Annotated in this window: 28 protein-coding genes; 27 read left to right on the forward strand and 1 reads right to left on the reverse strand. The window is 37.7% G+C overall.

Annotated features, from left to right (window positions below; translation table 11 throughout):
* The first annotated feature begins 57 nt into the window (after positions 1–57).
* The 27 genes from CLHUN_RS22455 to CLHUN_RS21890 all read left to right on the forward strand — a co-directional run bounded on the left by CLHUN_RS22455 (position 58) and on the right by CLHUN_RS21890 (position 24081).
* Positions 58–180, forward strand: a complete 123-nt coding sequence (locus CLHUN_RS22455; protein ID WP_242656406.1) for a DUF4314 domain-containing protein — start codon at positions 58–60, stop codon at positions 178–180.
* 506 nt (positions 181–686) lie between these two features.
* Positions 687–839 carry a hypothetical protein gene (locus CLHUN_RS21985; protein WP_165755622.1) on the forward strand — a complete coding sequence of 51 codons (153 nt, stop codon included), beginning with the start codon at positions 687–689 and terminating at the stop codon, positions 837–839.
* Positions 826–1503 carry a helix-turn-helix domain-containing protein gene (locus tag CLHUN_RS01685; RefSeq protein WP_165755623.1) on the forward strand — a complete coding sequence of 226 codons (678 nt, stop codon included), beginning with the start codon at positions 826–828 and terminating at the stop codon, positions 1501–1503. The genes CLHUN_RS21985 and CLHUN_RS01685 overlap by 14 nt, the downstream gene beginning before the upstream one ends.
* A gap of 410 nt (positions 1504–1913) precedes the next feature.
* Positions 1914–2963: an ABC transporter ATP-binding protein gene (locus CLHUN_RS01690; protein WP_080062835.1), complete on the forward strand. Its 1050-nt coding sequence runs from the start codon at positions 1914–1916 to the stop codon at positions 2961–2963.
* Positions 2902–3690 carry an ABC transporter permease gene (locus tag CLHUN_RS01695; RefSeq protein ID WP_080063001.1) on the forward strand — a complete coding sequence of 263 codons (789 nt, stop codon included), beginning with the start codon at positions 2902–2904 and terminating at the stop codon, positions 3688–3690. The genes CLHUN_RS01690 and CLHUN_RS01695 overlap by 62 nt, the downstream gene beginning before the upstream one ends.
* 5 nt (positions 3691–3695) lie before the next feature.
* Positions 3696–4529: an ABC transporter permease gene (locus CLHUN_RS01700; protein WP_080062836.1), complete on the forward strand. Its 834-nt coding sequence runs from the start codon at positions 3696–3698 to the stop codon at positions 4527–4529.
* Between the two features lie 75 nt (positions 4530–4604).
* The gene (locus CLHUN_RS01705; protein ID WP_080062837.1) at positions 4605–6167 is read left to right on the forward strand and encodes a bifunctional metallophosphatase/5'-nucleotidase; all 1563 of its coding nucleotides are present in this window, start codon (positions 4605–4607) and stop codon (positions 6165–6167) included.
* Between the two features lie 51 nt (positions 6168–6218).
* Positions 6219–6467, forward strand: coding sequence for an acyl carrier protein (locus tag CLHUN_RS01710; RefSeq protein WP_080062838.1), 249 nt, complete (start codon positions 6219–6221; stop codon positions 6465–6467).
* A gap of 5 nt (positions 6468–6472) precedes the next feature.
* Positions 6473–7960, forward strand: a complete 1488-nt coding sequence (locus tag CLHUN_RS01715; RefSeq protein WP_080062839.1) for a class I adenylate-forming enzyme family protein — start codon at positions 6473–6475, stop codon at positions 7958–7960.
* Positions 7961–7973: 13 nt separating this feature from the next.
* A complete protein-coding gene (locus CLHUN_RS01720; protein ID WP_080062840.1) occupies positions 7974–8237 on the forward strand; it encodes a putative Se/S carrier-like protein in 264 nt (87 codons plus the stop codon).
* A gap of 45 nt (positions 8238–8282) precedes the next feature.
* Positions 8283–8528, forward strand: a complete 246-nt coding sequence (locus CLHUN_RS01725) for a phosphopantetheine-binding protein (RefSeq protein ID WP_080062841.1) — start codon at positions 8283–8285, stop codon at positions 8526–8528.
* Positions 8529–8755: 227 nt separating this feature from the next.
* The gene (locus tag CLHUN_RS01730) at positions 8756–9910 is read left to right on the forward strand and encodes an aminotransferase class V-fold PLP-dependent enzyme (RefSeq protein ID WP_080062842.1); all 1155 of its coding nucleotides are present in this window, start codon (positions 8756–8758) and stop codon (positions 9908–9910) included.
* Positions 9911–10108: 198 nt separating this feature from the next.
* Positions 10109–10759 carry a ribulose-phosphate 3-epimerase gene (locus CLHUN_RS01735; protein ID WP_080062843.1) on the forward strand — a complete coding sequence of 217 codons (651 nt, stop codon included), beginning with the start codon at positions 10109–10111 and terminating at the stop codon, positions 10757–10759.
* Between the two features lie 54 nt (positions 10760–10813).
* Positions 10814–12124: a class II D-tagatose-bisphosphate aldolase non-catalytic subunit gene (locus tag CLHUN_RS01740; RefSeq protein WP_133051078.1), complete on the forward strand. Its 1311-nt coding sequence runs from the start codon at positions 10814–10816 to the stop codon at positions 12122–12124.
* A complete protein-coding gene (locus CLHUN_RS01745; RefSeq protein ID WP_080062845.1) occupies positions 12117–13136 on the forward strand; it encodes a glycosyltransferase family 2 protein in 1020 nt (339 codons plus the stop codon). Before CLHUN_RS01740 ends, CLHUN_RS01745 begins: the two co-directional genes overlap by 8 nt.
* 363 nt (positions 13137–13499) lie before the next feature.
* Positions 13500–14885: a hypothetical protein gene (locus tag CLHUN_RS01750; protein ID WP_133051079.1), complete on the forward strand. Its 1386-nt coding sequence runs from the start codon at positions 13500–13502 to the stop codon at positions 14883–14885.
* Between the two features lies 1 nt (position 14886).
* Positions 14887–15852 (forward strand): HAD family hydrolase, encoded by a 966-nt coding sequence (locus CLHUN_RS01755; protein ID WP_080062847.1) that lies wholly within the window; start codon positions 14887–14889, stop codon positions 15850–15852.
* An 80-nt stretch (positions 15853–15932) separates the two neighbouring features.
* Entirely contained in the window at positions 15933–17090 is a 1158-nt protein-coding gene (locus CLHUN_RS01760; protein ID WP_080062848.1) for a nucleotidyltransferase domain-containing protein, read from the forward strand.
* A gap of 23 nt (positions 17091–17113) precedes the next feature.
* On the forward strand, positions 17114–17989 hold the full coding sequence (locus CLHUN_RS01765; RefSeq protein WP_080062849.1) for a fumarate hydratase: 876 nt from the start codon (positions 17114–17116) through the stop codon (positions 17987–17989).
* A gap of 16 nt (positions 17990–18005) precedes the next feature.
* A complete protein-coding gene (locus CLHUN_RS01770) occupies positions 18006–18620 on the forward strand; it encodes a FumA C-terminus/TtdB family hydratase beta subunit (protein WP_080062850.1) in 615 nt (204 codons plus the stop codon).
* A 7-nt stretch (positions 18621–18627) separates the two neighbouring features.
* Complete coding sequence (locus tag CLHUN_RS01775; protein WP_080062851.1) at positions 18628–19326, forward strand: dTMP kinase; 699 nt, start codon at positions 18628–18630, stop codon at positions 19324–19326.
* Positions 19327–19545: 219 nt separating this feature from the next.
* A complete protein-coding gene (locus CLHUN_RS01780) occupies positions 19546–20190 on the forward strand; it encodes an L-threonylcarbamoyladenylate synthase (protein WP_165755624.1) in 645 nt (214 codons plus the stop codon).
* Position 20191: 1 nt separating this feature from the next.
* On the forward strand, positions 20192–20965 hold the full coding sequence (locus CLHUN_RS01785; RefSeq protein ID WP_080062853.1) for an alpha/beta hydrolase: 774 nt from the start codon (positions 20192–20194) through the stop codon (positions 20963–20965).
* Positions 20966–21200: 235 nt separating this feature from the next.
* Positions 21201–22220 (forward strand): BtrH N-terminal domain-containing protein, encoded by a 1020-nt coding sequence (locus CLHUN_RS01790; RefSeq protein WP_080062854.1) that lies wholly within the window; start codon positions 21201–21203, stop codon positions 22218–22220.
* 18 nt (positions 22221–22238) lie between these two features.
* Positions 22239–22421 (forward strand): transposase, encoded by a 183-nt coding sequence (locus CLHUN_RS22835; protein WP_080062855.1) that lies wholly within the window; start codon positions 22239–22241, stop codon positions 22419–22421.
* A 62-nt stretch (positions 22422–22483) separates the two neighbouring features.
* Entirely contained in the window at positions 22484–23572 is a 1089-nt protein-coding gene (locus tag CLHUN_RS01800; protein WP_080062856.1) for a hypothetical protein, read from the forward strand.
* A 209-nt stretch (positions 23573–23781) separates the two neighbouring features.
* Positions 23782–24081, forward strand: a complete 300-nt coding sequence (locus tag CLHUN_RS21890) for a hypothetical protein (RefSeq protein ID WP_133051080.1) — start codon at positions 23782–23784, stop codon at positions 24079–24081.
* A gap of 415 nt (positions 24082–24496) precedes the next feature.
* On the opposite strand, the gene CLHUN_RS01810 is transcribed toward CLHUN_RS21890, so the two are convergent.
* Positions 24497–25186 carry an anaerobic ribonucleoside-triphosphate reductase activating protein gene (locus CLHUN_RS01810; RefSeq protein WP_080062858.1) on the reverse strand — a complete coding sequence of 230 codons (690 nt, stop codon included), beginning with the start codon at positions 25184–25186 and terminating at the stop codon, positions 24497–24499.
* Positions 25187–25194 lie beyond the last annotated feature (8 nt).

Raw genomic sequence — 25194 nt, forward strand, 5'->3', positions numbered from 1 at the left:
CTCTGAAAATAGAAGTGGCTTTTTTTATACCACGAAAAGAAACGGAGGAATGAGTATATGAATGAGTCTCCGTCACGGATGGGTGTTGAAAAAATCAGAAAGCAGTATCCGGCAGGGAATCGAATTGAATTAATCAGTATGGATGATCCACATGCACCGATTGAACCTGGTATGCAGTGAACGAATGTTTGCATTGACAGCATAGGAACTCTGCATATGAAGCTGGGATAACGGCAGAACACTTGGAATAGTGTCGGACCGTCTGATTTATATTTATGTACCCATCTTCCAAAGATTGAATGAGAAACACCAGCAACTTGAACAGCTTCATTGAAACCATACTTTCCAGATAAATATGCTGTTACTATACATATCTTCTCTTCTATTTTGATTTTTTGTGGCATTAAAACACCCCCAGAGATAAACAATGATTTTATTTTTCATTGCCTACTCCAGGGATGGTATATCAAGCATTATACTTTACTCACGACTGTGTTGCCCAATGGTATTATGTCAGGAATAAGAGGCTTTTTATTAAAAAATATTACCAACGGATTAACTTGCAGGTTTCATCAATACCTGAGCTTCGATGCGCTTTATCAATAAATTTCAACACAATTCGACTAGTAAATGTTATAGTTTATAGTTGTAGGAATAAAATGTAAAATAAGGAAGAGGAGATAGTAATGAACGAGTTTATATTTCGAAGTATCATTGAATCTTGGGCGAATTGTGAGCAATATGGTATATCGAAGGAGATTAAAGAACCTCAAAAACTAATTACAGATGATGAGTTGCGTAAACAGACAGAAAAAAAAAGAGTATTTGGCGATTTTTAAGGATTTCATGCATAAGTATATTGATGCCATTAGAGTGGAAAGGGGATACTATTGCTTTCTAGTTTTAAATGAAGAATTAACTATTTTAGACGTTTTTTTTCCAAGATGGATAAATATAAGCGGACATTGTACATTCAAAAAATATCTAAAACCAGGAGTTTCGTTTTGTATTAAAAGTGTTGGGACTAATGCTGTATTTATTGCGAAACAGAGTAACACACCCGTATATCTGGATCCACAATTTCATTATTGCAATGTATTAAAAGAATGGCATGAATACTGTGTACCGATTTGGGATGGTTATAAGAAAGCATATGTATCTTTAATATGTGCAGATCATCCCATATCAAGCGCTTTAAAAGGATTTGTAGACTTAGTGGCAAAAAATATGTGCTGTACAAGCTACACTCAAGGAATTTCCGGTACTAAAAATGATTTGACTAAAAAATTAACACAACAGCATAAGCTGATTTTGAAAAGGATAGCACAAGGTATGACTGACGAACAGATAGCGCATGAATTAGAAATATCGTTATCTACTGTCAGATTTCATGCTCAGAATATTTTTAAAATCTTTAATGTGGGGACGAGGATTGAAGCTGTTATAAAAGCAATCATTCAAAACGAGATTTTTATAAGTGATTTATATGACGGATTCTACTAAAACGATATGACCGTGGACTCAAGTGGGATTGAAGACATTTGCGGCCTCCTATTAGAACTGAATATATTCAAAGAAAAGTCTTATAGGTTTGAATCCTAAAAAGTCTGATGTTATTAACTCTGGAGTGGTTATATTATTTGCATTAATGAAAAAGCTTGGCATTAAAAATATAACGAGGCAAGAAAATGTCCCCCACTTCTATAAGTGGCGGGTACCGCTTTGGTTTTCAGGCGGTGAGAATATCTTCCGCCTCTTTGAAACGCCGCTGATGTAATGAAATTTTTCTACAATCCAAAAATTTCATTTTGAATCTAGGCGTTATAACAATTAGCCCGTGGTGTAATCGAAGGCTTTGCGGAGGATTAGTCACTGATGGAAGCTTGCAGAAAATAGTACAAGGGGAGGAAGCTATGGCACTTATTATGGTTAACAATTTAGTTAAGGATTATAAGATTAATGTAAGAAGGAAAGGAATCTTAGGTGCAGTACAAGGTCTCCTTATGCCTGAGTATAAGATAAAACGGGCAGTAGATAATATCAGCTTTGAAATTGAAAAGGGAGATATGGTAGGTTTTATTGGTCCAAACGGTGCTGGAAAGTCCACAACTATTAAGATGCTCTCAGGCATTCTGTCACCTTCTTCAGGGGCAATAAGCGTAGGAGCCCTGTCACCATATAAAGACAGGAAAAAGAACGCTTCAAGAATTGGAGCAGTTTTTGGACAACGTACTCAATTGTGGTGGGATTTACCTGCGATAGACACTTTTGAATTATTGAAGTACATATACAAAATTCCAGAAAAAAGATACAAAGAAAACATGAACACGTTTAACAGTATGCTGGGACTTAATGAATTTATATCCCAACCGGTGAGGCAACTGAGTCTTGGTCAGAGGATGAGGGCGGATATAGCAGCATCGCTAATACATGACCCTGAAATAGTTTTTTTCGACGAGCCTACAATTGGCCTTGATGTTGTTGCAAAGGAAAAGATAAGAGAATTTATAAAATGTGTTAACAAAGAAAAGAATATTACAATGCTCTTCACGACCCACGATATGCTGGATATAGAAAAAACCTGTAAGAGAATGATAATAATCGATATGGGAGTAATAATCTATGATGGTACCGCTGACCATATAAAAAACCAGTATGGAAAAAACAGAACCTTGGTTGTGGAGTTTAATCAATTATATAGGGATATTGAGCTGCCTTCAGGTGTACAACTTGCAGATCAACAGGGCAATAAGAAATGGCTCAGGTTTAATAAGGAAGAAGTGCAAGTTTCCGGTTTGATCACAGAGTTGACCTCTAAGTATGGGATACATGACCTGACCATAAAAGAACCGGAAATAGAGTCTATAATAAGAGAAATTTATGAGGGGGGTATCAATATTGGTGAGGAAATACCTGGAGATTGCAAAAAAGTCGTTTCAGAACAATATAGTGTACCGCATTGATTACTTTGCCGGCGTGATTAATACACTATTAATGATATTTGTCAATATCGCCATCTGGAAAGCAATATATGAAGAAGAAGAAGTTCTCGGTGGTGTACAATTTAAGGTTGTTATGACCTATATTATACTCGGGTTTCTTATGCAGAGTATATTCATGATGGAAGAATACCTGATAGAAAGCAAAATAACCAGTGGCTTGATATCTTCCGACCTATTAAAGCCTCTGAGTTTCAGGTTGAATATATTTTCATACAATATAGGCACTCTTGCTTTCAGGATAATTATGCAGCTTACTCCGGCTTTAATTGTTTCAATTGTATTATTCAAGCTGCTGCCGCCATTTAACCTGCAGTCGGGAATCCTCTTTTGCATAAGTGCAATACTTGGATATCTTGTTTTGTACAGTATTAATTTTATTGTATGGTTAAGTTCTTTTTGGTTTTATTGGACATTTAGCATAATAACTATAAAGGATGCAGTGATATCAATAATGTCAGGGGCGCTTTTTCCACTATGGTTTTTGCCAGAATGGCTTCATACCTTTACTAAACTTACTCCCTTTGAATCAATTTATTTTGTACCAATATCCATTTATTTAGGACTGCTGCCTTATGATGAGATAATATTCGGCATAGTGAAGCAGGTAATATGGTTAGCTTTGCTTATGATAGCCGGCCACGTAGTTTGGAAAATGGCTACAAAAAAACTAGTTGTACAAGGAGGTTGATTTTTATGCAGCAAAATAACTCTTTCAGTTCCATGATGGCACTGTTTTTCCGGTTCTCCAAATTAAATCTGAAATCAGCTTTGGAGTACAAGTTTGACAGGTTTTTTCTAGCTTTTGCAGTATTCTGCAGAGAAATGGTGAGTATTATAGTCATGTATCTTATCCTCACCAGGTTAATAAGAATAAAGGGTTGGGAAATGAATGAGATGTTTTTCCTTTACAGCTTTTTATTCCTATCTTATAGCCTCTTCATTTTTCTTTTTACCGGAATACGGGACTTTGACAATATGGTCTATTCCGGCGAGCTTGACAGGTATCTTATAAGGCCCTTGGGATTGATGTACCAGATTGTTGCCTCCAGAGTCGATTATTGCGCAACAATAGGGCATGGGGTAGTAGGAATAATACTTTTTATGAAGACAGCCACAAATGTTGGCATTGACTGGAGCTTTAAAAATATAACATATTATATAGCGGCATTGGTCGGAGGTGCTATTATACAGGCTTCACTTTTTATGATTTCATCCTGTTTTAGCTTTTGGGCTGTCAAGACGGTCAACTTAAGGAATCTTATATTCTTTAATTCCAGAAGGTTTGCGGGATACCCAATAAGCTTTTATCCGGGAATCATACAGAAAATGCTTATTTTTATAGTGCCCTTCGCATTTGTAAGCTATTTCCCGGCACAATTTTTTCTTAGGAAACCTGATTTGTCTATGTTCTGGAGCGGCTATCTTTATATGACGCCGGTTGTAGGGGTTATTATGTTCGTAGTTGTATATAGATTCTGGTTGTTTGGCCTTAAACACTATTCAAGCACCGGGAATTCTATGTTCTGACAATCAAAATCTAATGTTTTATTATTATAATAAACATTTTGAAAAAATTTATAAATATTTTGGGGTAAAAACATTATGAAAAAAAAATATACCAACCTAATAATACTTGGACTAATTATTATTGCAGCAGCAGTATATCTTGTAATCAAATATGTAAGCTTCGACCAGGTACTTCTCAAGGCCGGATACTACGACAGTAAAATCACGATAGCCAATACCGCAGATATCCATGGACACATGGTCTATGATGATGAAACCGGTACATATTACACCTTGGACGAGTTAAGTACCATTATGGGGCTTCCTCTTTTAAACTCATTTGTAAAGGAGGAACGTGCAAAGGATAAAAACACTTTGCTTTTGGACTGCGGAGACATGTTCCATGGTTCAAACGAAGCGAATATAGATCAGGGGAAAGGCGTTGTAGAATGTGTCAATTTAATGGGCTATAATGCGATGGTGCCGGGAAACCATGATTTTAACTTTGGTTTTGACAGACTGCTGCAGATAAGATCGCAGCTTAACTTTCCAATTCTTTCAGCTAATATATATAAGGATGGAAAACAGGTATTCGATGAATATAAAATCTTTGAAGTCAATGGTAAAAAAATTGGTGTATTTGGACTTACAACTCCTTTTTCTTTAAATTTCGTTCACGATAATTCAGTTACGTTTGATGATCCCATTAAATGCGCGGCGAGAGTTGTTTCGGAATTAAAAGGTAAGGTTGATGCAATTGTATTACTCTCACATTTAGGAGACGATGTTGACAAAAATCTTATCCAAAAAGTTGACGGAATAGATCTGATTTTATGTGGACATTACCACTACTTGTATAAAACTGCAAAGAAAGTTAATAACACATACATGGCTGAAGCAGGCAGTTTTACTACTCATCTTGGAGTGGCCGAAATATATTTCAAGGGAGGAAAAGTAGCAAAAATTGATTGGAAAGTAGAGGCGACAACTGACCGCTCCAAGGAAGATTCTGAACTCAAAAAGGTTTCTGAAGCATATCATACCAAAGCATTAAAAAGTACCCAAATAAAAGTGGGAAGCTCAGATGTAGTCTTAAACGGTATAAGAACCCAGGTGAGGTCCAGGGAAACAAACCTTGCGAATTTATTGACTGATGCACTAAGAGAAACTGGAGGTGCGGATTTGACACTGATGAACGGAGGCGGAATAAGAGAGAGCATGCCAAAAGGTGAATTAAACATGTATCAAATCGGTAAAGTGCTGCCTTTTGTAAATTCGCTTGTGGTTGTTGAAATGAAGGGAGATATGATATATAAGGCTCTTGAAAGAGGGTTAAGGGGGTATCCTACAGTCTTTAACGGTGGATTCCTGCAGGTTTCAGGAATAAATTATGTAATCGATGCATCAAAGATGGCAGGGGAAAGACTTGTAAGCGTAACAAAGGACGGAGTTCCATTAGATAAAGAAAAGACTTACAAAGTTGCGACAAATGATTATTTGTTTTACGGAGGAGACGGATATGAGGAAATTCAAAAATCCAAGCTGTTAAGCACATATGGGTTATTGAAGGATGTATTGGGAGATTACATAAAAAGAAAAGGAACAGTTTCGCCCGTAGAGGATGGCAGAATAAAAATTATTAATGAGCGCTACAAATAATTTGTAGATATTGAGTAATATGGCAGCTTAATTTTTAAGGGGGCTTTTCAAATGAATGATATTAAGGAAAGAGTAATGAAAGTTATTGCTAAAAACGCATTAATAAATGCCGACAATGTTACAGAAGAATCATGGATTGGAAGGGATCATGGTATTGATTCAATAAGGCTGGTTGAGATGATTATAAATCTCGAAGACGAGTTTGACATTGAGGTGGACACCAGCTCACTCAGCCATCAGAACTTTGCTAACATTGATTTAATCACAGGGTATGTCACAAGTAAGCTGGAATCGAGGTAACTGCCATGAATATTTATGATACTCTAGTTAAGTCTGAGTCTGGATACGGTATAAAGGCAGCTGTGACTGATTCGGCCGGTTTTACATATACTTATTCCGAGGTCCTCAGTTATTCAAAGAAAATAGCAGAAAAGCTTCTTGGCATTGGGTTGAAGCCGCGCAGCAAGGTAATTATATACCTGCAGGATTCTGTGGACATTGTTGCGGCAATCTATGGAGCAAATATGGCAGGAATGGTTTTTGTACCGGTATCGCCTCAAGCAAAGGATTTAAAGCTGCAGGAAATTATCAGGCACTGCTGTGCAGAAGCTATAATTACCAAGAGTGACTTAAGTGAATTTATAGCTGGAATCGATTCTTATGCAATACCATCTGTAAAAAGCATCCTCCTTTGTAATGACAGTACGGAAGTATGTAATAATGCCTTCAATCAAGCTGCATATTTTGTGAAAGATTGCAGCCTACCTGAAACTTTTACCGCCTCAATATGGCTTAATGACGAAATGGCTTCTATTTTCTATATGTCGGACAAGCATGGGAGGCCAAAGGGTATTATGCTGTCCACTGGAAATATCCTTTCTAATATGGAGGCAATTATCGAATACCTTAAAATGTCTGATAAAGACAATATACTTATTCTAAAGTCAATGGCATTAGTTGGCACTATAACAGGAGAGATAATTGCCGCTATTTCAGTAGGGGCTAAGATTGTAATTCTAAATGGTATCATTCATGCAGGCATCATACTTAAAGCAATACAGGATCATAAGGTTACAGGCTTTTTTGCTGTACCGGTAATGCTTCACCAGATTGTTGAGTACAGAAGGAAAGAAAAATATTCTACAACCAGCTTAAGGTATATCCAGACCGGGGCTGCAAAGCTGATAAAAGAAGATGTACAGCAGCTCTTGGGCATGTACAAGGGAGTAGAATTCTATTATATTTACGGGCTTTCAGAGGCATCGCCGAGGGTGCTTTATTTAAAGCCCGAGGATATGTTGAGAAAAGCAGGTTCAGTAGGGAAACCGGTTAAATACTGCACTGTAGAGCTTCTTGATGCAAACGGAAATGAAGTCAAAGCGGGAGAAATAGGTGAAATCTACGTACAAGGCCCTAATGTCATGCTTGGTTATTACAACTCGCCTGAATTAACCAGTGAAGTTATTACTACTCATGGCTTAAAGACCGGCGACTTGGCATATATGGATGATGAGGGATACATATATTGGGCAGGCAGGGCTGACAACATGATAAACCAGGGAGGCTTTCACGTTTATCCTGCCGAGATAGAAAAAGTTATCCTGAAAAACGAAAAAGTGCAGTCCGTTAAAGTGGACGGAGTTCAGGATGATATATTAGGGCATAAAATAAGGGCTACTGTTACACCCAAAGCGGGTATCGGCATAAGCGAGGCGGAAATTTATGAATTTTGTTATAGGCATATGGAAGGAGTAAAGATACCTAAAGTTATTGAGATAGCTAAGGTTTTATAAGGAAGTGAAGATAATGGGCAAATCATATTTGATAATTGCGAAAAATACAGGTCAAATGATGCTGGTTGATAAAATAATGCGTGATAACGGAATAAAGACCGAGATTGTTCCAGCTCCGCCAAGGCCGGGAATGGCATGTACAAAAGCTGTAAAAATCAGCGATTCCGGTTTATCTTTGGGAAAGCAACTTTTATCTGAAAAAAAAGTTGAAGTAAATAGTATAGTCGCTGATGAGGCACTGGTGCTAGGAGCGTTTATTAATAGTAAATTGAATTAACTATAGCTACACATTTTTTATTTAGAGCAGGAGGCGTATCTCGTAATGGAGGTTAGAAGGAGTGACGTTATAAACATATTATCCAAGGCTTTGGATGTGGATATTAATGTATTATCACAAATAGGAGATGATGAGGATATTGGTCCATATGGACTTGACTCTATAAAGGGAATACAAGCAATGATTTTGCTTGAAGGAGAATTCGATATTGAGTTGGTTGATGAAGATTTATTGTTGGAAAATGTTAATACCATTAATAAAATTAAAAAAACATTTGAAAAATACATTTAATTTTTTCTGTATTAGGCGGTGAATGAAATCTTATCTTCACATGGACTATTCCGAAGTGGTTGATAAACTAAATAGTAATAATAAAATAATGTGCTGCCGACACTGAATATTTTTGTGCAAAAGATTTTCAACGGTACGAAATAGTGAAGCAGCAAAAATTAAGACAGACAAGAGTGAAAATAATTTTATTGTAATAAATGGAGTATGTTAAGGGAGGTTATGTTCAAATGATATACCTGGATAATGCTGCGACTACTTACCCTAAGCCTGAGAAGGTGTATAAGGAAATGGACAGGTGTATGCGTGAATATTGCGCAAATCCCGGCCGTGGTGGGCATTCAATGTCAATACAGTCAGGACAGGCTGTAATGGAAGCGCGTGATAAAGTAAGCAGGTTCTTTAATATCAGTAATCCCATGCAATTATGTTTTACAAAAAATGCTACTGAGGCTTTGAATATAGCGATTAAGGGAAGCCTTAAAGCTGGAGACCATGTAATAACAACAAGCCTTGAACACAACTCTGTTATGAGACCACTTAAGCTGCTTGAAAGGGACCTTGGTGTTGAAGTCACAGTTGTCAGGGGTGATGTATTCGGTGAAATTGACCCTGATGATATACAAAAAAGCATCAAAAAAAACACAAAGCTAATAGTAGCTACCCTTTCGTCAAATGTAAACGGAATACTTCTGCCTGCTAAGGATATTGGGAAAATAGCCGGTGAAAACGAGATAATGTACTTGCTCGATGGATCACAGGGAGCAGGAACAATAAACATTGATGTTGAGGATATGAATATAAGTATGTTGGCATTTCCCGGGCATAAAAGCTTGATGGGGCCTGTTGGGACAGGGGGCTTGTATATCAGGGAAGGACTGAAAGTTAACTCTATCCTGCAAGGTGGAACTGGAAGTAATTCTGAGAATTTTACACAGCCTGAATTCATGCCTGACCTTATGGAAAGCGGAACCGTGAATACACAGGGTATAGTGGGTCTGGGCTATGGCATTGACTTCATAAATAGCCAAGGCATTGAAAATATAAGAGCGCATAAATACCGACTTGTTAAAGTGCTCTTTGAAGGTGTCCGAGAACTAAAAAATGTAAAGCTGTACAGTAAAAATCATATAGAAAAAAATTCTGGTATTGTAGCACTTAATTTCAAGGGTGTACCATCCAGTGAAATAAGCTATGTTTTGGACAAGGTCTATAACATAGGGACGAGGGCCGGTATGCACTGTGCTCCTGTAGCCCATGATACATTAGGTACTTCAATTACAGGAGCAGTAAGGTTCAGTGTTGGCGTATTCAATACAGCTTCTGAAATAGAAGCAACAATAAATGCACTTAAAGAAATATCATCAAACGTGGGCAATATTTGAAACACTTCAAAAATCAGTAGTATGGTCAACCTAAAAGTCGCTAATAACAATAGCTACGAATTTCCCAAAATTATAACGCCTAGATTCAACGAGGCGGGAGATATTCTCACCGCCTGAAAACCGAAGTGGTACTCGCCACTTATAGAAGTGGGGGACATTTCTTGCCTCGTTATATTAACTCAATAAGGGGGGTATCTCATGAAAAACAAGATAAAAATGTCCTGTTCTTTGTGGTCTGCGGACCTGTCCCAGCTTAAGGCAAGCCTCAGCGAGGTCGAAGAATACTGCGATTCCTTTCATTTTGACATTATGGACGGGCATTTTGTACCTAATCTTCTGTTCGGGCCGGATATGGTAAAAGCTTTACGCGGTATTTCAAAAAAACCTTTTGAAGTGCATTTGATGGTTAATAACCCTGAAACAATGATCAATCTATTTGACCATACAGGAGCAGATGTTTTTATTATACATCCTGAAACATGTAAAGATGCGGCAAAGACGATTCACTGTCTGAAAAGCAACGGCAAAAAAGCAGGCATTGCATTGAAAGCGGAAGAGGAATTGGAGAAAATATCAGACTACCTGTCTTTCATTGATTATGTAATTGTGATGGGGACTGAGATAGGAATCAAAGGTGTCTCCATATCTCCAGGAACCTATGAGAAAGTGAGACTTCTAAAGGAGGTGATTAATAAAAACAATTATCGGATTGAAGTCCAGGTCGACGGAGGAATCAGGAACGACACAGTTCCAAAGCTTTATGAATCGGGGGCTGATATTATAACCGCAGGATCTTTATTGTTCAATAACAATTACAAAAGCATCTATACATGGCTGCAAAATTTATAAGGTTCACGTCGCCGATACAAAAAACTAATTTATTTAAAATGGAGATGAAAAAAATTGTACAAGACCATAGAGTCGATAAGACGAATGAATGAAAAGGTTACTTTGTTGGGCATTGGTCCCATGAGCAAAACTGTTGTTGATGCTTCTATAGAATCTGCAATGGAAAATGATTTCCCCCTTTGCTTTATTGCCAGCCGGAACCAGATAGAAAAAAATGAACTGGGAGGCGGCTATGTGGAATCCTGGGACTCTTACGATTTCAGTTCCTATATAGATAGTAAAATTAAAGAGGTCCATTATGACGGAGTGGTCTTCAAGGGCAGGGATCATGGGGGGCCATGGCAAAAGGATGAAGAGTATTCAGGAAAAATTCCATTTGATGAAAGTATGAAGAATGCAACAGATTCTTTTACATATGATCTGGAAGCGGGTTTTGATCTTTTGCATATTGATACATCCAAGGATCCGGATTTTCCGGGAATGGTACCGTGTGATATTGCAGTTGGCAGAGTTATAAAGCTGTTGGCGGCTATAGAGAAATACAAAGCCAATCGGTCTATGAACCATACTGTTTACGAAGTGAGTCTGGAGGAAACAAGGGAGGATTACCTGCCAATCAGCCAATTCAAGCAATTTGTGGAGTTGATGGTCAGCGAAGCAGACAAGAGGAAAATGCCGAGGCCTGCTTTTATTGTAGGCAATACAGGAACACTGATACGCATGGACAAAAATTATGGGAAATTTGACATGGAAACGGTCGTTAAATTGAAAAAAATCTCGGATGCGTATGGAATGATTCTAAAGGAGCATAATGCTGACTATCTGGACAGCGCATGCTTAAAATTGCATCCCGAATTAGGAATCGGGATGGCAAATGTTGCCCCTGAATTTGGAAAGCGGGAAACCGAGGCTTTGATAAAGCTATATAAAATGGAAGAGGAATTTTTTTCTCTGCATGACGTAAATGGAGTTGAAAAATCCAATTTTCTTTCAACTGTTTTTTCTGATATTAAGAAATCAGGCAAGTGGATGAAATGGGTTCCGAATAAAAAAACGGATATGGGCATGATTGATGATCCGATGCTTAAAGAAGTAATCATCAGTGTGAACGGACATTATTTCTATTCTAAAGACAGTCTGATTAAGGCCCGTCGTATTCTGTTCGATAATTTGAGAAAATTTGAGATTTGCAAAGATCCTGACAGATATGTAAAGGATAACATTAAAAGAGGAATTCAGAGGTATGTGGACGGTTTCAATCTTAAAAACCTGTCATCCAAGATACGGGAATATCAAGATTATGAAAGTAAAAACCACCTGAAAAATTCTGCAATGATAGCTTTCACAGGGAGGTCATATGAATAAGCATCTTCAATCGGTGAAAGACGGCTATGCGGCATTTGTAATTCCTTTTTGGAGTGATGGAAAACCGGACAGACGCAGGTTCCTTGACAGTGCCATAGAAAGCGTATTTATGCAGACGGATAAAAGGTGGCGTATTTATATCACCGACGATCACTCTCCTTATATGCCGGATAGAGATTATTTGTCGCAGCTGGAAAGCAAATATCCGGATATTCGGGTGACTTTTTCGGATACCAACACAGGGCCGGGTGCCGCAAGGAATAAATCAATCAGAAGAGCTTACGACGACGGCTGTGCATTTATTTGTTATATGGATTCCGATGATATTTCATCAAAATATAGGGTAGAGGAAGTCAGGGAAATTTTCCTGAAGGATCCCGAAGCACAGGTAATCTATTCAACCTTTGATGTAATTGATGAAGAAAATTGCAGGGTTCCGGAAGACAGATTAATCGAAGGAATTAGAATTATGCAGAATGATATGGAAAGGGCACCATTAGAAGGCTATGATATCTGGATAGACATAGCCATCGAAAGGGACAACTTGACTATTCCATCAGCTTTAAATGTAAAAACAGGCTTGGCATGTACTTTTCCTTTTCCGGAAGAAGTGAGATTTCACGAAGACACCCATACTTGGCTAAGATATTCGGCAAGCGGAGCAAAAATAGTATATTCACCGAAAATTCCCACTTTGTACAGGGTGCCTCAGAAACTGAGCGGAAGTGCCTCAAGGGACAGGGCAGGCGGTATGGAGGCTTTTAACAGACTCAGATGCGAAGTCATCATGAAGGGGCTTGATGAGGCAGTAAGGCTGGCTCAAAAGCGCAAGGTGATCCAGCAGGAGAAGGCGGTAGAAATAAAAACAAGATTTTTATTAAATGTTGCTTCCATGATAAGAAAAGAAGGGACAATCCATATTGCAAAGGAACTGGTAATGCAAGCTCAAAGCCTTTCGTTAAAGCATTTTGAATTGTTTAAAAGCAAGTATGATCTAACCGGATTGTTGTAACAGTCTCTATTGCCGGATCAGAATAACTGGGAAATTAGATAACGAAGGCATAAAATGCAGTCAAAGCAGAATTTGCAAACTCATGAAAGTAAGCAATATATTCTTGAGAATGAAAAAGGAATATACAGTGCGAGGTGATTTAAAATTTTTAAGTCCTTGAATATTGATTACTATAAAAACGGCTTTAACGTAGGGCAAGTTAATTGTATCGACTTGCCTGTTGCGGGTGCGGCGGGCTTTTATAGCTATGCTAACTATTTTTATTATTGCTTTTATACCACCCTTTTTTTGAACTGGACCGGAGCGGGTACCGAAGACTGGCTTAAATTTATTGCAAATCCGATAGAAGGAAGGAACGTCGTTTTGAATAAATTAGGCCTGGAATTAAAACCTAATCACGTAGAAGATGCTTCGCAGGTGATTCAATTAATTAAATACCATATTGATAACCAGCACCCGTTAATATTTTTTGCATTTTACAAACACTTGTTTTACGACAGGAACTATATGGATGATGTAGGTGGAAATCTACTCCACGGAGTACTGGTCAATGAGTATAATTCCAAAACTTCCGTAATTGGCATTAGGGAATGTACAATTACCAGAGATGAGGTTCAGCCTGAAATAAAGGCAGATGCACTGTTCCGTCTGCGCCTGACGGAAGATATGGTTTCCGACATCTGGATGAAATCAAATGCTTTGCTCAGGGAAAATGGACAGTTTCTATTTGATACGGTTTTCAGCATGGAAAAAATATCTGAAACACAGGTCGGCAGCTATGACGAATTAATAGCAGACTTCCTGAATAGCTACGATTTTACCAGAAGCAAGCTGGCAGATTTAATAGAAAATTTTGATGCAAATGCGGACGCATTGAAAAACGATATGATTCTTATCAGAAGAAATTTTCACGGCTCACTGTCTATTCTATTCTCAGTTTTTGAGATGGCATTTAAATTTATTGGGCTGTATAAGAGCAAATATCAGGATTATTTTGAATTTAAAAACAGATACCTGGGCATCAGGGGAAATCTTTTGTCAAAGATTCAGACCAATGCGCTAAGGGGTAAAAGTATCAACAGCAGTGAAAGAAAGCTGATGATAGCTCAGGTCAATGAACTTGATAGTGAGTTGGTTTCGCTTGTCAGCAGGCTTTATACAGAAAAAAGAAAACTCTCGGGTTCGGACTGCATAAAGAATCAAGTGGTTGTAGATTTATCCGGCTTACTCAACAATGAGGGATTTGGCGGCTCCTTGGCCGAAAGCTGTGAGGCAGACTTAACCGGAAAGGGAGAGTACTTTTTGACAAGAGGACTGCCCATGGAGCATGAGTGGGTGATTGACGGAATGAGATTCCGATTCCCTGATATAAAGGATGGTGCAAATGATAATGTATCCTGTCGTGGGCAGGTTGTCACAGTGCCTGCAGGATACTATACAAGCATAATGCTGCTGGAGTGCTCGGAATGGGGAAACTATTGCGAGGTGTTGGAGATTGAGTATGAGGGTGGGGAGAAGGATGAGATAAGAATCACCATGTCTGACTGGTCTAGTTCACCGGGCAGCGAAGAAAAAAAAGCTTGGAGTGGAAATGCTGCCGCCAGAATGAGAGATGGTGTAAAACTCTGGGATTTTACTGCAAGTATTTTTGCCGCACAATATCCGCTGGATCAGAATAGAAAAGCAGTGAGGTTAAAGTTGCCTGACTGCCACAATATGCACTTATTTGCGGTCACACTGGGGGGATAGCATGATAGGTTGGAACGATCATATAAAATTAATTGTTTCGGATGTGGATGATACAATTGCAGAGGTATACAAAGAAGTATCCGGCGAAATGGTGGATGAATTGGAATTACTAATGTCGGAAGGCAGAAATTTATTTTTAATATCAGGACAAAGCTTTTCCAATATTTACAGCAGGATACTGAGACATATAAACAGGAAATTTCTCCACCAAATATTAGTAGGGCATTGCAACGGAGCTGAGGTGTTCGGATTCGAACCTTCAGGGGACATGATTCCGGAGCCTATTTTTAGTATAAACAACATACTAAACCGCAAAGTGAATCACAGAGAGTGGAGAAATATCATCCGGCAAATCCTGAATGAATTTAATCTAGAAGCTTTCCCTGTCATGGACATAGATCGGTTTAAAGTACTTACAAAAAATGACTGTCATTGCATCATGCTTGATGATAGAAATGTGCAGATATCCATCGACTTTATCAATGGCCTGGAAATGAATAATTTTTCTGTCGATATCCGAATTCCTATTATAAAAAGGGCTGAAGAACTGTTCGGGTGTGCGGATTTATCGGTAGAGCCGCATTTGGCAGGCATGTGCGCAATCGACTTTAGCATAAAGGGGGTGACAAAAGGACTTCCGCTTACCAGCTTGATAAGTTCAGGTAAAAAGTATCAAATAGAACTGCCCGAAAGGATTGTATTTTCAGATCATCGTGAGATTGAAATCTGGGGAGACAACTTTTCTGTTTCCAAGGATGGGGCTGACTGTTATATGAGTCTGGCTCTGCCTAAAGAATCCCGTTCCATTTCCTTTCGAAATTTAAGTCCGGCTGACATGCCTGAAAATTATAACCTTATGGTATGGGACGGGGAATACAGATTGCATGAAGGATTGCTGGAATACCTCCAGCGTAGGGAAAAAATTAATGAGGTTTATAAAAAAAAGAAAGTAGGTGTGAAGAAATAGCGTTAAGCCTTGAAATATATTATATTGAGGCTCTCTCAGTTTCCAAGAGTGTACTGAATTATATAGAGGGGGAATTTAAAATGCCACAAAGTGTAAAAGAATTGACAAAGGAAAGACAATTGGTATTACTATGCTCAAGAGGTGTATTGAAGGAAGAGCACATAGAAGAAATTAAAACTATAATGGATGGAAATCTCGATTGGAAAGAGATATTGTACCAAGGGATAACCCACAGAACATTAAATATCATGTATTACCATTTAAAGAACCTCAGGCTTACGGGCAAAATCGAAGAAGAAGTTCTGAAAGCCATGAAGACACAGAGCAAGGTATATGCAATCAGGAATAAATCGTACTTCGAGGAGATAAAGGTTATCTTTGACAAACTGAATGAAAATGGTATTCGTTTAGCAATTCTGAAAGGAAATTTTCTGGCTTCCAAGGTGTATCCTTCAGTTGAGACCAGAACATTTAATGATCTTGACTTCCTCATTGATGTAAGGGATGGAGACAAAATAGTAAAGATATTGGAAGACTTAGGTTATATTCAGGGTGAAGTAAATGAAAATGGGGATATAATACCGAGTACAAGAAAGCAAAAAATGCTTCAACAGCTAGCCTCAAACGAACTTCAGGAATGCCTTAAAAAGACAGATAACCCTTTCACACCAATGTTCCAAGTGGATTTAAACTTTGATGTACTCTGGAAAGGAAATTGTCCTTGCAAAATCGATACGCCCGAATTGCTTGAAAGAGCTATAGAAGTTGATATTGACGGTGCAAGGACACTTATTCTTGACTATGAAGATTTCTTGATACAACTGGCATGCCATTTGTATAAGGAGGCTGCTTTGCTGCACTGGATCAGTGATCTGAGAGATCTTAAAATATACAAGTTTGCAGATATATTAATGTTCGTTGAAAAATTCTCAGACAAGATTAACTGGGACAAGCTGGTATCCTTTAGTAAAAGGGTAGGATGTGAAAGCATAGTTTATTACGCATTCTATTACGTAAACCTTATGTATGGACAAGTAATTCCGGAGAGTGTTATGAAAGCAATAGAGCCTGAAAGCAAGGAATACCTTGATGAGTACGGTATTGAGAATGAAAAGCCATCTAAATGGCAGTTTGACTTCTTTACCAGAATGTTTGAGACAAGCAGGGTATTGGATGTAAGTGAGGAGATGCTTTCAAACACAAAAAGATTTTGGGATACAAAGGAACAGTCAGGCTAATTTTATAGAGGGAGGATTTTGTAATGGATTACAGACAGATTTTAAGGGATTTGATATTTAAGATTTCATATGAGGTTTCAGATGACTGCCGCTGCCTTCTAAACAAAGCAGTTGAAATAGAAACAGATGAATCATCGAAAATGATACTTGAAACTATTATAGAAAATGTAAATATCGCAGGGGAATGCAAACAAGCTTTGTGCCAATCTCCCGGATATCTTACTACATACGTAACATTTGGAGATGATTTCTTTATCTCGGATTTGGATCAAATATTAAAGGAAGCTGTAATAGATGCAACAAAAGCAGGTTACTTGCGCCCGAGTATGGTTGATCCTCTTACACGTGTAAACAGTGGCGACAACAGCGGGCGTGGAGTGCCAAATATGGAGTACGAGTATAAGAAGGGTATCGATTACATCGAAATAATCCCAAGCATAAAGGGCTGCGGTATAGAACTGTACAATAAAGTTAAAGTATTCACTATTCCTGAAATGGGTGACAATTTTGAAGGCATTAAGAAATTCGTGCTCGAATGTGTTGTTGAAGCCGGGGGTACAGCATGTCTGCCATCTGCAATCGGTATAGGCATAGGTGGTCAGTTGGACGTTGCTGCAAAACTTAGTAGAAGAGCTATGAGTCTGAGAGGCTGGATGCAGAGGAATGAGGACAAGCGCTTGGCACAACTGGAAGAGGAGCTGCTTGAGGCAATAAATTCGCTTAACATTGGCTCGGGTGGTACAGGCGGCAAAGTAACTACACTCGGAGTCAATATTGAGACTGCGGCCACCCATACAACACTCTGTCCTGTTGCAATCAATTTTCACTGTTGGGTTGCGCGAAGGGCAGGCATAAGGATTTATAAGGACGGAAGAGTGGAAGAAATAAGCTTTATGTAATAAAGGGGGGATTTATATGAAAACCTACTATTTGAATATTCCTCTAAAAGATGAGGACATTGCAAAGCTTGAAGCGGGAGACACAGTCTATCTGAGAGGGAAACTGTATACGGCAAGGGACATGGCTCATTATAAACTGAAAAAGCTCCTTGACAATAATGGAAAATTTGATGAAGACCTTAATGGCCAGGCTATATTTCATGCAGGCCCAATCATTAGTGTAAATAGGGAAAGCGGGGAATATAAAGTAATTTCAATTGGTCCTACCAGCAGCATAAGAATGGATCCATACACTGACATGGTTGGTAAAATGGGCGTGAAAGTACTTATAGGAAAAGGCGGTATGAGTGATTCAACTACTGAAGCAATGAAAAAGCACACTATGGCATATCTTCTTGCTGCCCATGGTTGTGCTGCTGTACACACTCAAAGGATTACCAAGGTCACCCATCAGTACTGGATGGATGAAATAGGTATGCCTGAAGCCATGTGGGTTATGGAATGCGATAATTTTGGTCCACTGATTGTAGGTATTGACTCCAAAGGCAGAAATCTTTTTGAGGAAACAAGAAAAAGTTCCAAAGACATGATTGAAGCTATAAGTAAACAAACACATTGTAAAAGTACATAGGTCCGTTATGAACAAGCATAGTTATAAAACCAATACCCAAAAAGGTGTTTTAATAGCCTGCGAAGGAATCAGCGGTTCAGGAAAAAGTGAAAGTGTTGCAAAGATATATAATCACCTAAGTGCGCAAAACAATGTGCAAATTGTTGAGTGGAATTCAAATGAAAAAATCAGAAGAATTATAAAAGCACTCTGCAATTTTAAAATGCTTACATCAACTATATACAGTATATTACAGTGGAACAGCTTTTTCATTGACTACTTTACAAGGATATTACCCGCTCTAAACAAGGGTAACATAGTTATAGCAGACAGGTATGTATACACAGCCTTAACCCGTGATATGGTTAACGGCTCAAGCGTGCTCCCCGGTAAATACCTTTGTACCCTTGTAAGAAAGCCGGATATGCTATTCTTCTATGACACAAATTGTGAATTGTGCTATGAAAGAATACTTACGAGAGGTAAGGCTTTATTTCATACAAATAAATACATTAAGCGCAACAAGCTTCTGAAAAACAAAAATTTGTATTACCTAAAGAAGCTCAGGGGTGAATATATGAAGATTTTGCGAAAAAGTAACCTTTTTGATCATACAAATGTTGTTATCGTAAAAAACGATGCGGTTAATGTGATTAAAAAGCTGGACCAATATTTAAAGTCAAAATACGGAGACACCAATAAAAATCAGGAACAGTTTATCAGTTAAATTAGTATTTCGTCGGTCGGAAAGGTTGAATATAACGAGGCAAGAAAATGTCCCCCACTTCTATAAGTGGCGGGTACCGCAGTGGTTTTTAGGCGGTGGGAATATCTCCCGCCTCGTTGAAACACCGCTGATGTAATGAAATTTATCTACAATCGAAAAATTTTATTTTGAATCCAGGTGTTATAAAAAATAGAAATTATACGGTAAGGGGGAGTCATAGTGTATAAAGTTTTAAAGCCATGCGCGGAAACATATAAATTAGCCGGTGAGGCGATAAAGAGGGGAAAGGTCATTGTCGTACCCACAGATGCAGTGTATGCAGTGGTCTGTGATGCTTTCAACAAGGAAGCTGTTGAGAGGCTTAGAGAAATCCGTCAGAGTCCTCAAGATAAGCCGTTATCATTAATTATAGATAAAAAGGATATAGATAAATATTGCCATATAAAAAATGAAACTTATAAAAGCATTATTGATGCATTACTACCGGGTAAAGTCAGCTTCCTCGTGAATAAAAAAGGTGATATTTTTACAGATGCAGTTCCAAATAGTGATGCTATATGTATTTTCTGGCAGGATAATGAGACTAAAGGCGTTTATGAGGAAAGCGGCACTGTGCTTGCCATTTCATCGGCAAACAAGGCAGGGCTTCCTGAAGCTATCACGCTTGAGCAGGCGATAAGCTTTTTTGAAGATGAAGTTGAACTGTTTATTGACAGTGGAGAGGAACGGGGCAACAAAGGCACAACGCAGTTGGATATAAGGAATGACAGCATCAGTATTATGAGGGAATCACCAATGTTTCCGCTGGTTGAAATAAACAAGGTTCTGGAAGCGAAAGGGATACCGGCCTTAAGAAAGGTATGATATGAGTTTCTTTAACTATAATGGTATAAACATATTTTATGAAGTTACAGGAAATGGTGGAGAATGTATAATGCTTATCCACGGTTTAGGTTCATCCAGCAGGGTGTATAGTAATATTTCAAAATATGATTTCTTTAGAAAGAATTTCAATGTTTTGTTTATAGACCTTGTTGGATACGGTAACTCAGACAAACCGATGGAATTTGACTATTCCATCAAATCTCAAGCCTTAGCATGTCTTCATTTAATTGACTACTTAGGTATAAATAGCACTCATATAATTGCTCATTCAATGGGAGGGGTTGTAGCCCAGTATATATGCGAAAGCATAAAAGTAAAGTCATTTATTAACTGTGAGGGCAACCTTACCTTGGACGATTGCAAGCTGTCAGCCTCTATTTATAATGTGGGGTTTGAAGTCTTCAACCGGGGAGGCTTCAAATTCCTCAAAAATAAATACCGCACAATCCCATTTTATGAGAGTCTTTGCATGACAAATGCTTATGTTATGTATGAGTCCTCAAAAAGTCTGGTAGAAGTATGTAAAACCGATAATATCCTTGAACGCTTCATCAAGCTTGACACTGGAAAAATGTATGTTTACGGTGAGCGAAACCTTGGAAAAAGGAAGTCTCAAGATTATCTGCGTGATACGGGCATAGCAATAAAACATATTAAAGACAGTGGCCATAATATGATAGAAGAAAACCCGTACAATTTTTATAAAACACTTATTGAGTATTTCTCTGATGCAAATTCTTTTGAAGCATTATGAAGAAGAGATGTGCTTAATTTGTTCTTGCAAGAAATCATAAAGTCAATTATAGTTGAAACCTTCGCCTTCCAGGCGAATATGTGCTTTCAAGCATTTTATTTAAAGGTTTCAACGGTTTGGGTTTTAAAGAGGCTGTACTTTAGGAGGCTTTAGCCGCAAGCCCAAACTATCGGCTTTCAGCCGATAATAATTGACTTTGGATATTTAGGATTTTTTAGCAATAAAGGAGGAGAGTATGAAATTTATCATACCTGAATTGGAAACGTACATAAAAGATGGTGTGTTTTGCTTGTTTTCAGCGATAGAAGACACTTTAAGGTATCAAAAGTATGACTTGTCGTGTGTTGATGTATTTATGCTGTGCAACGGATTTAATGTCGTATACGAATCAGACTTGAATCATGTAGGATACAGCGGCCTTGACGATGTTATAGAAAATATGGCAAGAGAAAACCTCTTTAAGATAAATATGTGTTACAGGCTGCAGGATAAGGATGAGCTTTTCCAAAAGGCTTGTAATGCGGTACTTGATAACAATGTTGTCATACTGTTTGTAGGAACTGCGAACTTGAATTACAGTAATGCCTTTAGGGAGATAAGCGGTGAAAATAGAGGGCATTGTATTCTTATGTATGGTATAGACTCCGAACAAGGCATCGTGTATGTTGCGGACGCATATTTCAAAGATTCCTCAGGAAGGATGAAAAAATACCAAGGGCCTGCCTCAATTGAGGATATTAGGAAAAGCATTTTTGGATTTGTATGGTTTGATACTGATAAAGCATCAAACCGTATAAGTAAGAAGATGGTGCTTGATACTGCTATAAATAATTTGAAAGCCTTTATGGAAGGAGCTACGACAGGAAATAAATTTTTCGGAAATCTTGCGTTTAAGAGGTTTGTTGGCGACCTGAATAAATTGGAGGCCCTTGATGAAGATTCATTTGCAAAGGCTTGTGAAAACATAAATTTCACTATTAAAATTCGGAGTGCAATAGTAATCGTTGATAATATGATAAGCTTCCTCCGGAATAATGCTAATTTCCAAATAGAAGGCTACGATACGGTTTTGGAAGAGCTTCAGAGTCTGAGACGGGAATGGGATAAGGTTGCTCTTAATGTAACTAAGGCCGGTTTGACCAAGAGAAAAAGAATGATATTTGCTATATACGAAATGGCAAATAATACAATACAGCTACAGGATAAGACATTTAGTAACTACTTGCAGTATCTTGAGAAAGTTAAAATAACGTGAGCTTGATGGACCCGAAGAATATTTGACAAAGCATTTAAGGAGGAAGCAGTACTACGGATTTTATCCAGCGAAACAACTATCAGCAAAATGGCTGAGGAACTTGACGTTCATTATACTACGGTCAGGGACTGGGTAAGGTATTACAAAAAGGGTGGCACCAACACCTTCCCTGGCAGTTCGTCACTGCAGAAGAGTAATTAAAGTACATAAACATATGGATGAAGGACTAAAAAAGAGACGAGAAGAAGAAGGGAGTTTTGCATATGAAGAATGCATGTCGTATTTTGCCTGTTGTTTACCCTCCAATTAATGGCTATCCCCATAAGGGGGCTTTGTTTTCAATGCTTATGGCAAGAGAAGAGTGCAAGCCTTGGGTATTTAGCAATTTTATACAAATTTACGCATTAAAAGATCTTTATAATAGAGGAATGAGAACAGGAACTATTGATTTCTTTTACAATTTATATGGTGACTGGACTTACTTTCATTTAAAAGCAAATCCATGGATTAGGATCAATTCTATGCCGTTCGAGTTTTTTAAACTCATAAAATCTGATATTGTTGACTTTATTAAAACTTGTATTAACAGAAATTTATACCTTTTTTTTGATATTGATATGTATTATATACCTGCTTATAAGTTGATTTTTAATAAGAATCATTTACTCCATGAAATTTTTATATATGGATATGATGATGATAAAAATGTATTTTACATGGGGGATAATACAACTGGCAAATATAATCACGACCAGGTGACATATGAGCAGATTACTGCAAGTACTAACGCGCTTCTGGAAATATATGGAGATAATAACGAAGATACAGTTTTACATAACTATAGAGAGAAATCCATATATATGATGAGTATCGGGAAAAATGTGGAACGGAACGGACAGGACCCGTTTTTCTCAAAAGATGTATTTGAAATTAATATTAAGAAAATAATAAATGATTTAAAAGAATATTTGCTTTTGGATAATTATGCCGAAGGCTATAAATATAGCAATTACTATGTTTATGGTATAGATTGCTATAACGAGCTGCTGAAATTTGTTAGATATGCAATGGAAACGAATCAGTGGGTTGACCGCAGGGCTTTTTATTCATTTATAGAGCATAAAAAACTTATGCTGTTAAGAATGGAGTTTATTAATGGTAACTATGATTTAAACCGATTAATTGAGAGATATAGTAATTTAGTAAACGGATTTAATATATTAATGGTTCTTATATTGAAAGCGAATAATATCAAAGCGAATGATTTATGGGAGAGAATAATTGTAAAATTGAAAGAGTATAAAGAGGAAGAGATAGTGCTACTGAATGAATTAATAAGAATTCTCAGTTAAAAAGAAATTTTTCAGAGTGTCAAAGATAACTTTGGTAGTTTTTTTAAAGAAAAATTTCTTTCGATAATGGTTGATACCAGTACTTTTTCAAAAATTACAGTTGTTACTGACCGTGACGACCGGTAGGAACAATCTATTTTAGATTCTTTTCGCACTCGCTTCGCCCGATTATTACCGATATTACGAATGATGCTTGGGTTACAAATACTATGAAGAATATCAATATAAATGTCGCTTTCTCTTCCATTTTAAAATTATCGGAAAATAATGATAGCCAAATAAATAACAAAATATGTGAAGTTTTAAAAGAAAACGGTTTCATATCTGTTGGTAGAGTTGAAGAAGATTTTGGGGATAAGTATAAGATACGAAGCGATATGATTTGTAGTATTCCTGGAAAGTATACAAGAGTTGAATTCATGTGGAGGGATACTTCCAGCGCTGCAAATATCTCTTTATACTCGTTAAGTAAACTATATTCATATTGCCAAGCATTGGGGATTATATGAAATATTCCCGAGATATAAAATATAAAAGGATTAGTAATTCTTTCATACAATCGGGGTGAGAGACCTTCCATGCAGCCATCTTTTTTCTGGTAAGGCTTCCTGGAAAACTCCCGGAGTTTTTCACGTATAGCAAGGTTCAGTTCATGAAAGCTGAAAAATCTTTGATGCCGTAGGGCGGCCGCAACCATATCCAACGATAATGGAGTATATTAATAAAAATATACATACTTAACTAGTAACGGATTGTGACAATATTAATTATACAAAGTGACAAAAGTATGTTATAAAAATGGCATAAATTATATACTTTTTGTGACAATATTATAACTCACAATAATAAAATCCTGTCTTTCTTGATATTAAAGAGGACAGGATTTTTATTTTACAGGGAATAGTCAGCTTTATTGCTTTGATTTTAATAACCGGCCATATTAGGCTGATATTTTTTCATAAGTGTTACAAATGAATTTATTTCTTCCTGTGAATAAGGTTTTCCCATTATCCGCAGTCTGTCACTCTCTTTGTGTTTGTCAGGGATTCTGTAGCGGTTCAGTACATATCTGGGAACAGCCGGAAGTTCTTGTGCCATATGTAGCAGATCCTTTTCCTGAAGCTGCGGAATGACGGTTGTCCTTACTTCAAAGCAAGAATCGCTTTTCAGCAATAACCGTATTGTTTCCAATACGGTTCCGGCAGGGCTGTTACTGCCGCAAATTTCTTCATAGCGGGCGGCCGGAGCTTTATAATCCACTGCAAAATAATCGCATACGTCATTCTCCAGGAGGTCTGCGACAACAGAAGGGGAAGAACCGTTTGTATCAAGCTTTATTCTGTATCCTAACCGCTTTATGCTTTTTATAAATGGCAGCAACCCTTTTTGTAAAGTCGGTTCTCCGCCGGTTATAACTACAGCATCCAGCAAGCCGGCACGCTTTTGAAGAAAATCCTCAACGTATTCTGCCGGAAGTATTTGATGCGTACCATCCAAAAGTGAACGGTTATGGCAGTAAAAGCAGTCATAATTGCAGCCTGGCACAAACAACACGCAGGAGACCATTCCCGGATAATCCACAAGAGAGCTTTTGACCATACCTGAAATTATCATGGCTTATT

It is taken from the genome of Ruminiclostridium hungatei, assembly GCF_002051585.1.
GTDB lineage: Bacteria > Bacillota > Clostridia > Acetivibrionales > DSM-1351 > Ruminiclostridium > Ruminiclostridium hungatei.

What these genes read in the sequence shown, in the direction of transcription:
- CLHUN_RS01730 (WP_080062842.1), top strand. Translation starts at nt 8,756, where the DNA reads ATGATATACCTGGATAATGCTGCGACTACTTACCCTAAGCCTGAGAAG.
- CLHUN_RS21985 (WP_165755622.1), top strand. Translation starts at nt 687, where the DNA reads ATGAACGAGTTTATATTTCGAAGTATCATTGAATCTTGGGCGAATTGT.
- CLHUN_RS01745 (WP_080062845.1), top strand. Translation starts at nt 12,117, where the DNA reads ATGAATAAGCATCTTCAATCGGTGAAAGACGGCTATGCGGCATTTGTA.
- CLHUN_RS01700 (WP_080062836.1), top strand. Translation starts at nt 3,696, where the DNA reads ATGCAGCAAAATAACTCTTTCAGTTCCATGATGGCACTGTTTTTCCGG.
- CLHUN_RS01735 (WP_080062843.1), top strand. Translation starts at nt 10,109, where the DNA reads ATGAAAAACAAGATAAAAATGTCCTGTTCTTTGTGGTCTGCGGACCTG.
- CLHUN_RS21890 (WP_133051080.1), top strand. Translation starts at nt 23,782, where the DNA reads ATGAAGAATATCAATATAAATGTCGCTTTCTCTTCCATTTTAAAATTA.
- CLHUN_RS01775 (WP_080062851.1), top strand. Translation starts at nt 18,628, where the DNA reads ATGAACAAGCATAGTTATAAAACCAATACCCAAAAAGGTGTTTTAATA.
- CLHUN_RS01770 (WP_080062850.1), top strand. Translation starts at nt 18,006, where the DNA reads ATGAAAACCTACTATTTGAATATTCCTCTAAAAGATGAGGACATTGCA.
- CLHUN_RS01755 (WP_080062847.1), top strand. Translation starts at nt 14,887, where the DNA reads ATGATAGGTTGGAACGATCATATAAAATTAATTGTTTCGGATGTGGAT.
- CLHUN_RS01785 (WP_080062853.1), top strand. Translation starts at nt 20,192, where the DNA reads ATGAGTTTCTTTAACTATAATGGTATAAACATATTTTATGAAGTTACA.
- CLHUN_RS01720 (WP_080062840.1), top strand. Translation starts at nt 7,974, where the DNA reads ATGGGCAAATCATATTTGATAATTGCGAAAAATACAGGTCAAATGATG.
- CLHUN_RS01760 (WP_080062848.1), top strand. Translation starts at nt 15,933, where the DNA reads ATGCCACAAAGTGTAAAAGAATTGACAAAGGAAAGACAATTGGTATTA.
- CLHUN_RS01715 (WP_080062839.1), top strand. Translation starts at nt 6,473, where the DNA reads ATGAATATTTATGATACTCTAGTTAAGTCTGAGTCTGGATACGGTATA.
- CLHUN_RS01800 (WP_080062856.1), top strand. Translation starts at nt 22,484, where the DNA reads ATGAAGAATGCATGTCGTATTTTGCCTGTTGTTTACCCTCCAATTAAT.
- CLHUN_RS22455 (WP_242656406.1), top strand. Translation starts at nt 58, where the DNA reads ATGAATGAGTCTCCGTCACGGATGGGTGTTGAAAAAATCAGAAAGCAG.
- CLHUN_RS01765 (WP_080062849.1), top strand. Translation starts at nt 17,114, where the DNA reads ATGGATTACAGACAGATTTTAAGGGATTTGATATTTAAGATTTCATAT.
- CLHUN_RS01725 (WP_080062841.1), top strand. Translation starts at nt 8,283, where the DNA reads ATGGAGGTTAGAAGGAGTGACGTTATAAACATATTATCCAAGGCTTTG.
- CLHUN_RS01790 (WP_080062854.1), top strand. Translation starts at nt 21,201, where the DNA reads ATGAAATTTATCATACCTGAATTGGAAACGTACATAAAAGATGGTGTG.
- CLHUN_RS01710 (WP_080062838.1), top strand. Translation starts at nt 6,219, where the DNA reads ATGAATGATATTAAGGAAAGAGTAATGAAAGTTATTGCTAAAAACGCA.
- CLHUN_RS01690 (WP_080062835.1), top strand. Translation starts at nt 1,914, where the DNA reads ATGGCACTTATTATGGTTAACAATTTAGTTAAGGATTATAAGATTAAT.
- CLHUN_RS01705 (WP_080062837.1), top strand. Translation starts at nt 4,605, where the DNA reads ATGAAAAAAAAATATACCAACCTAATAATACTTGGACTAATTATTATT.
- CLHUN_RS01810 (WP_080062858.1), bottom strand. Translation starts at nt 25,186, where the DNA reads ATGATAATTTCAGGTATGGTCAAAAGCTCTCTTGTGGATTATCCGGGA.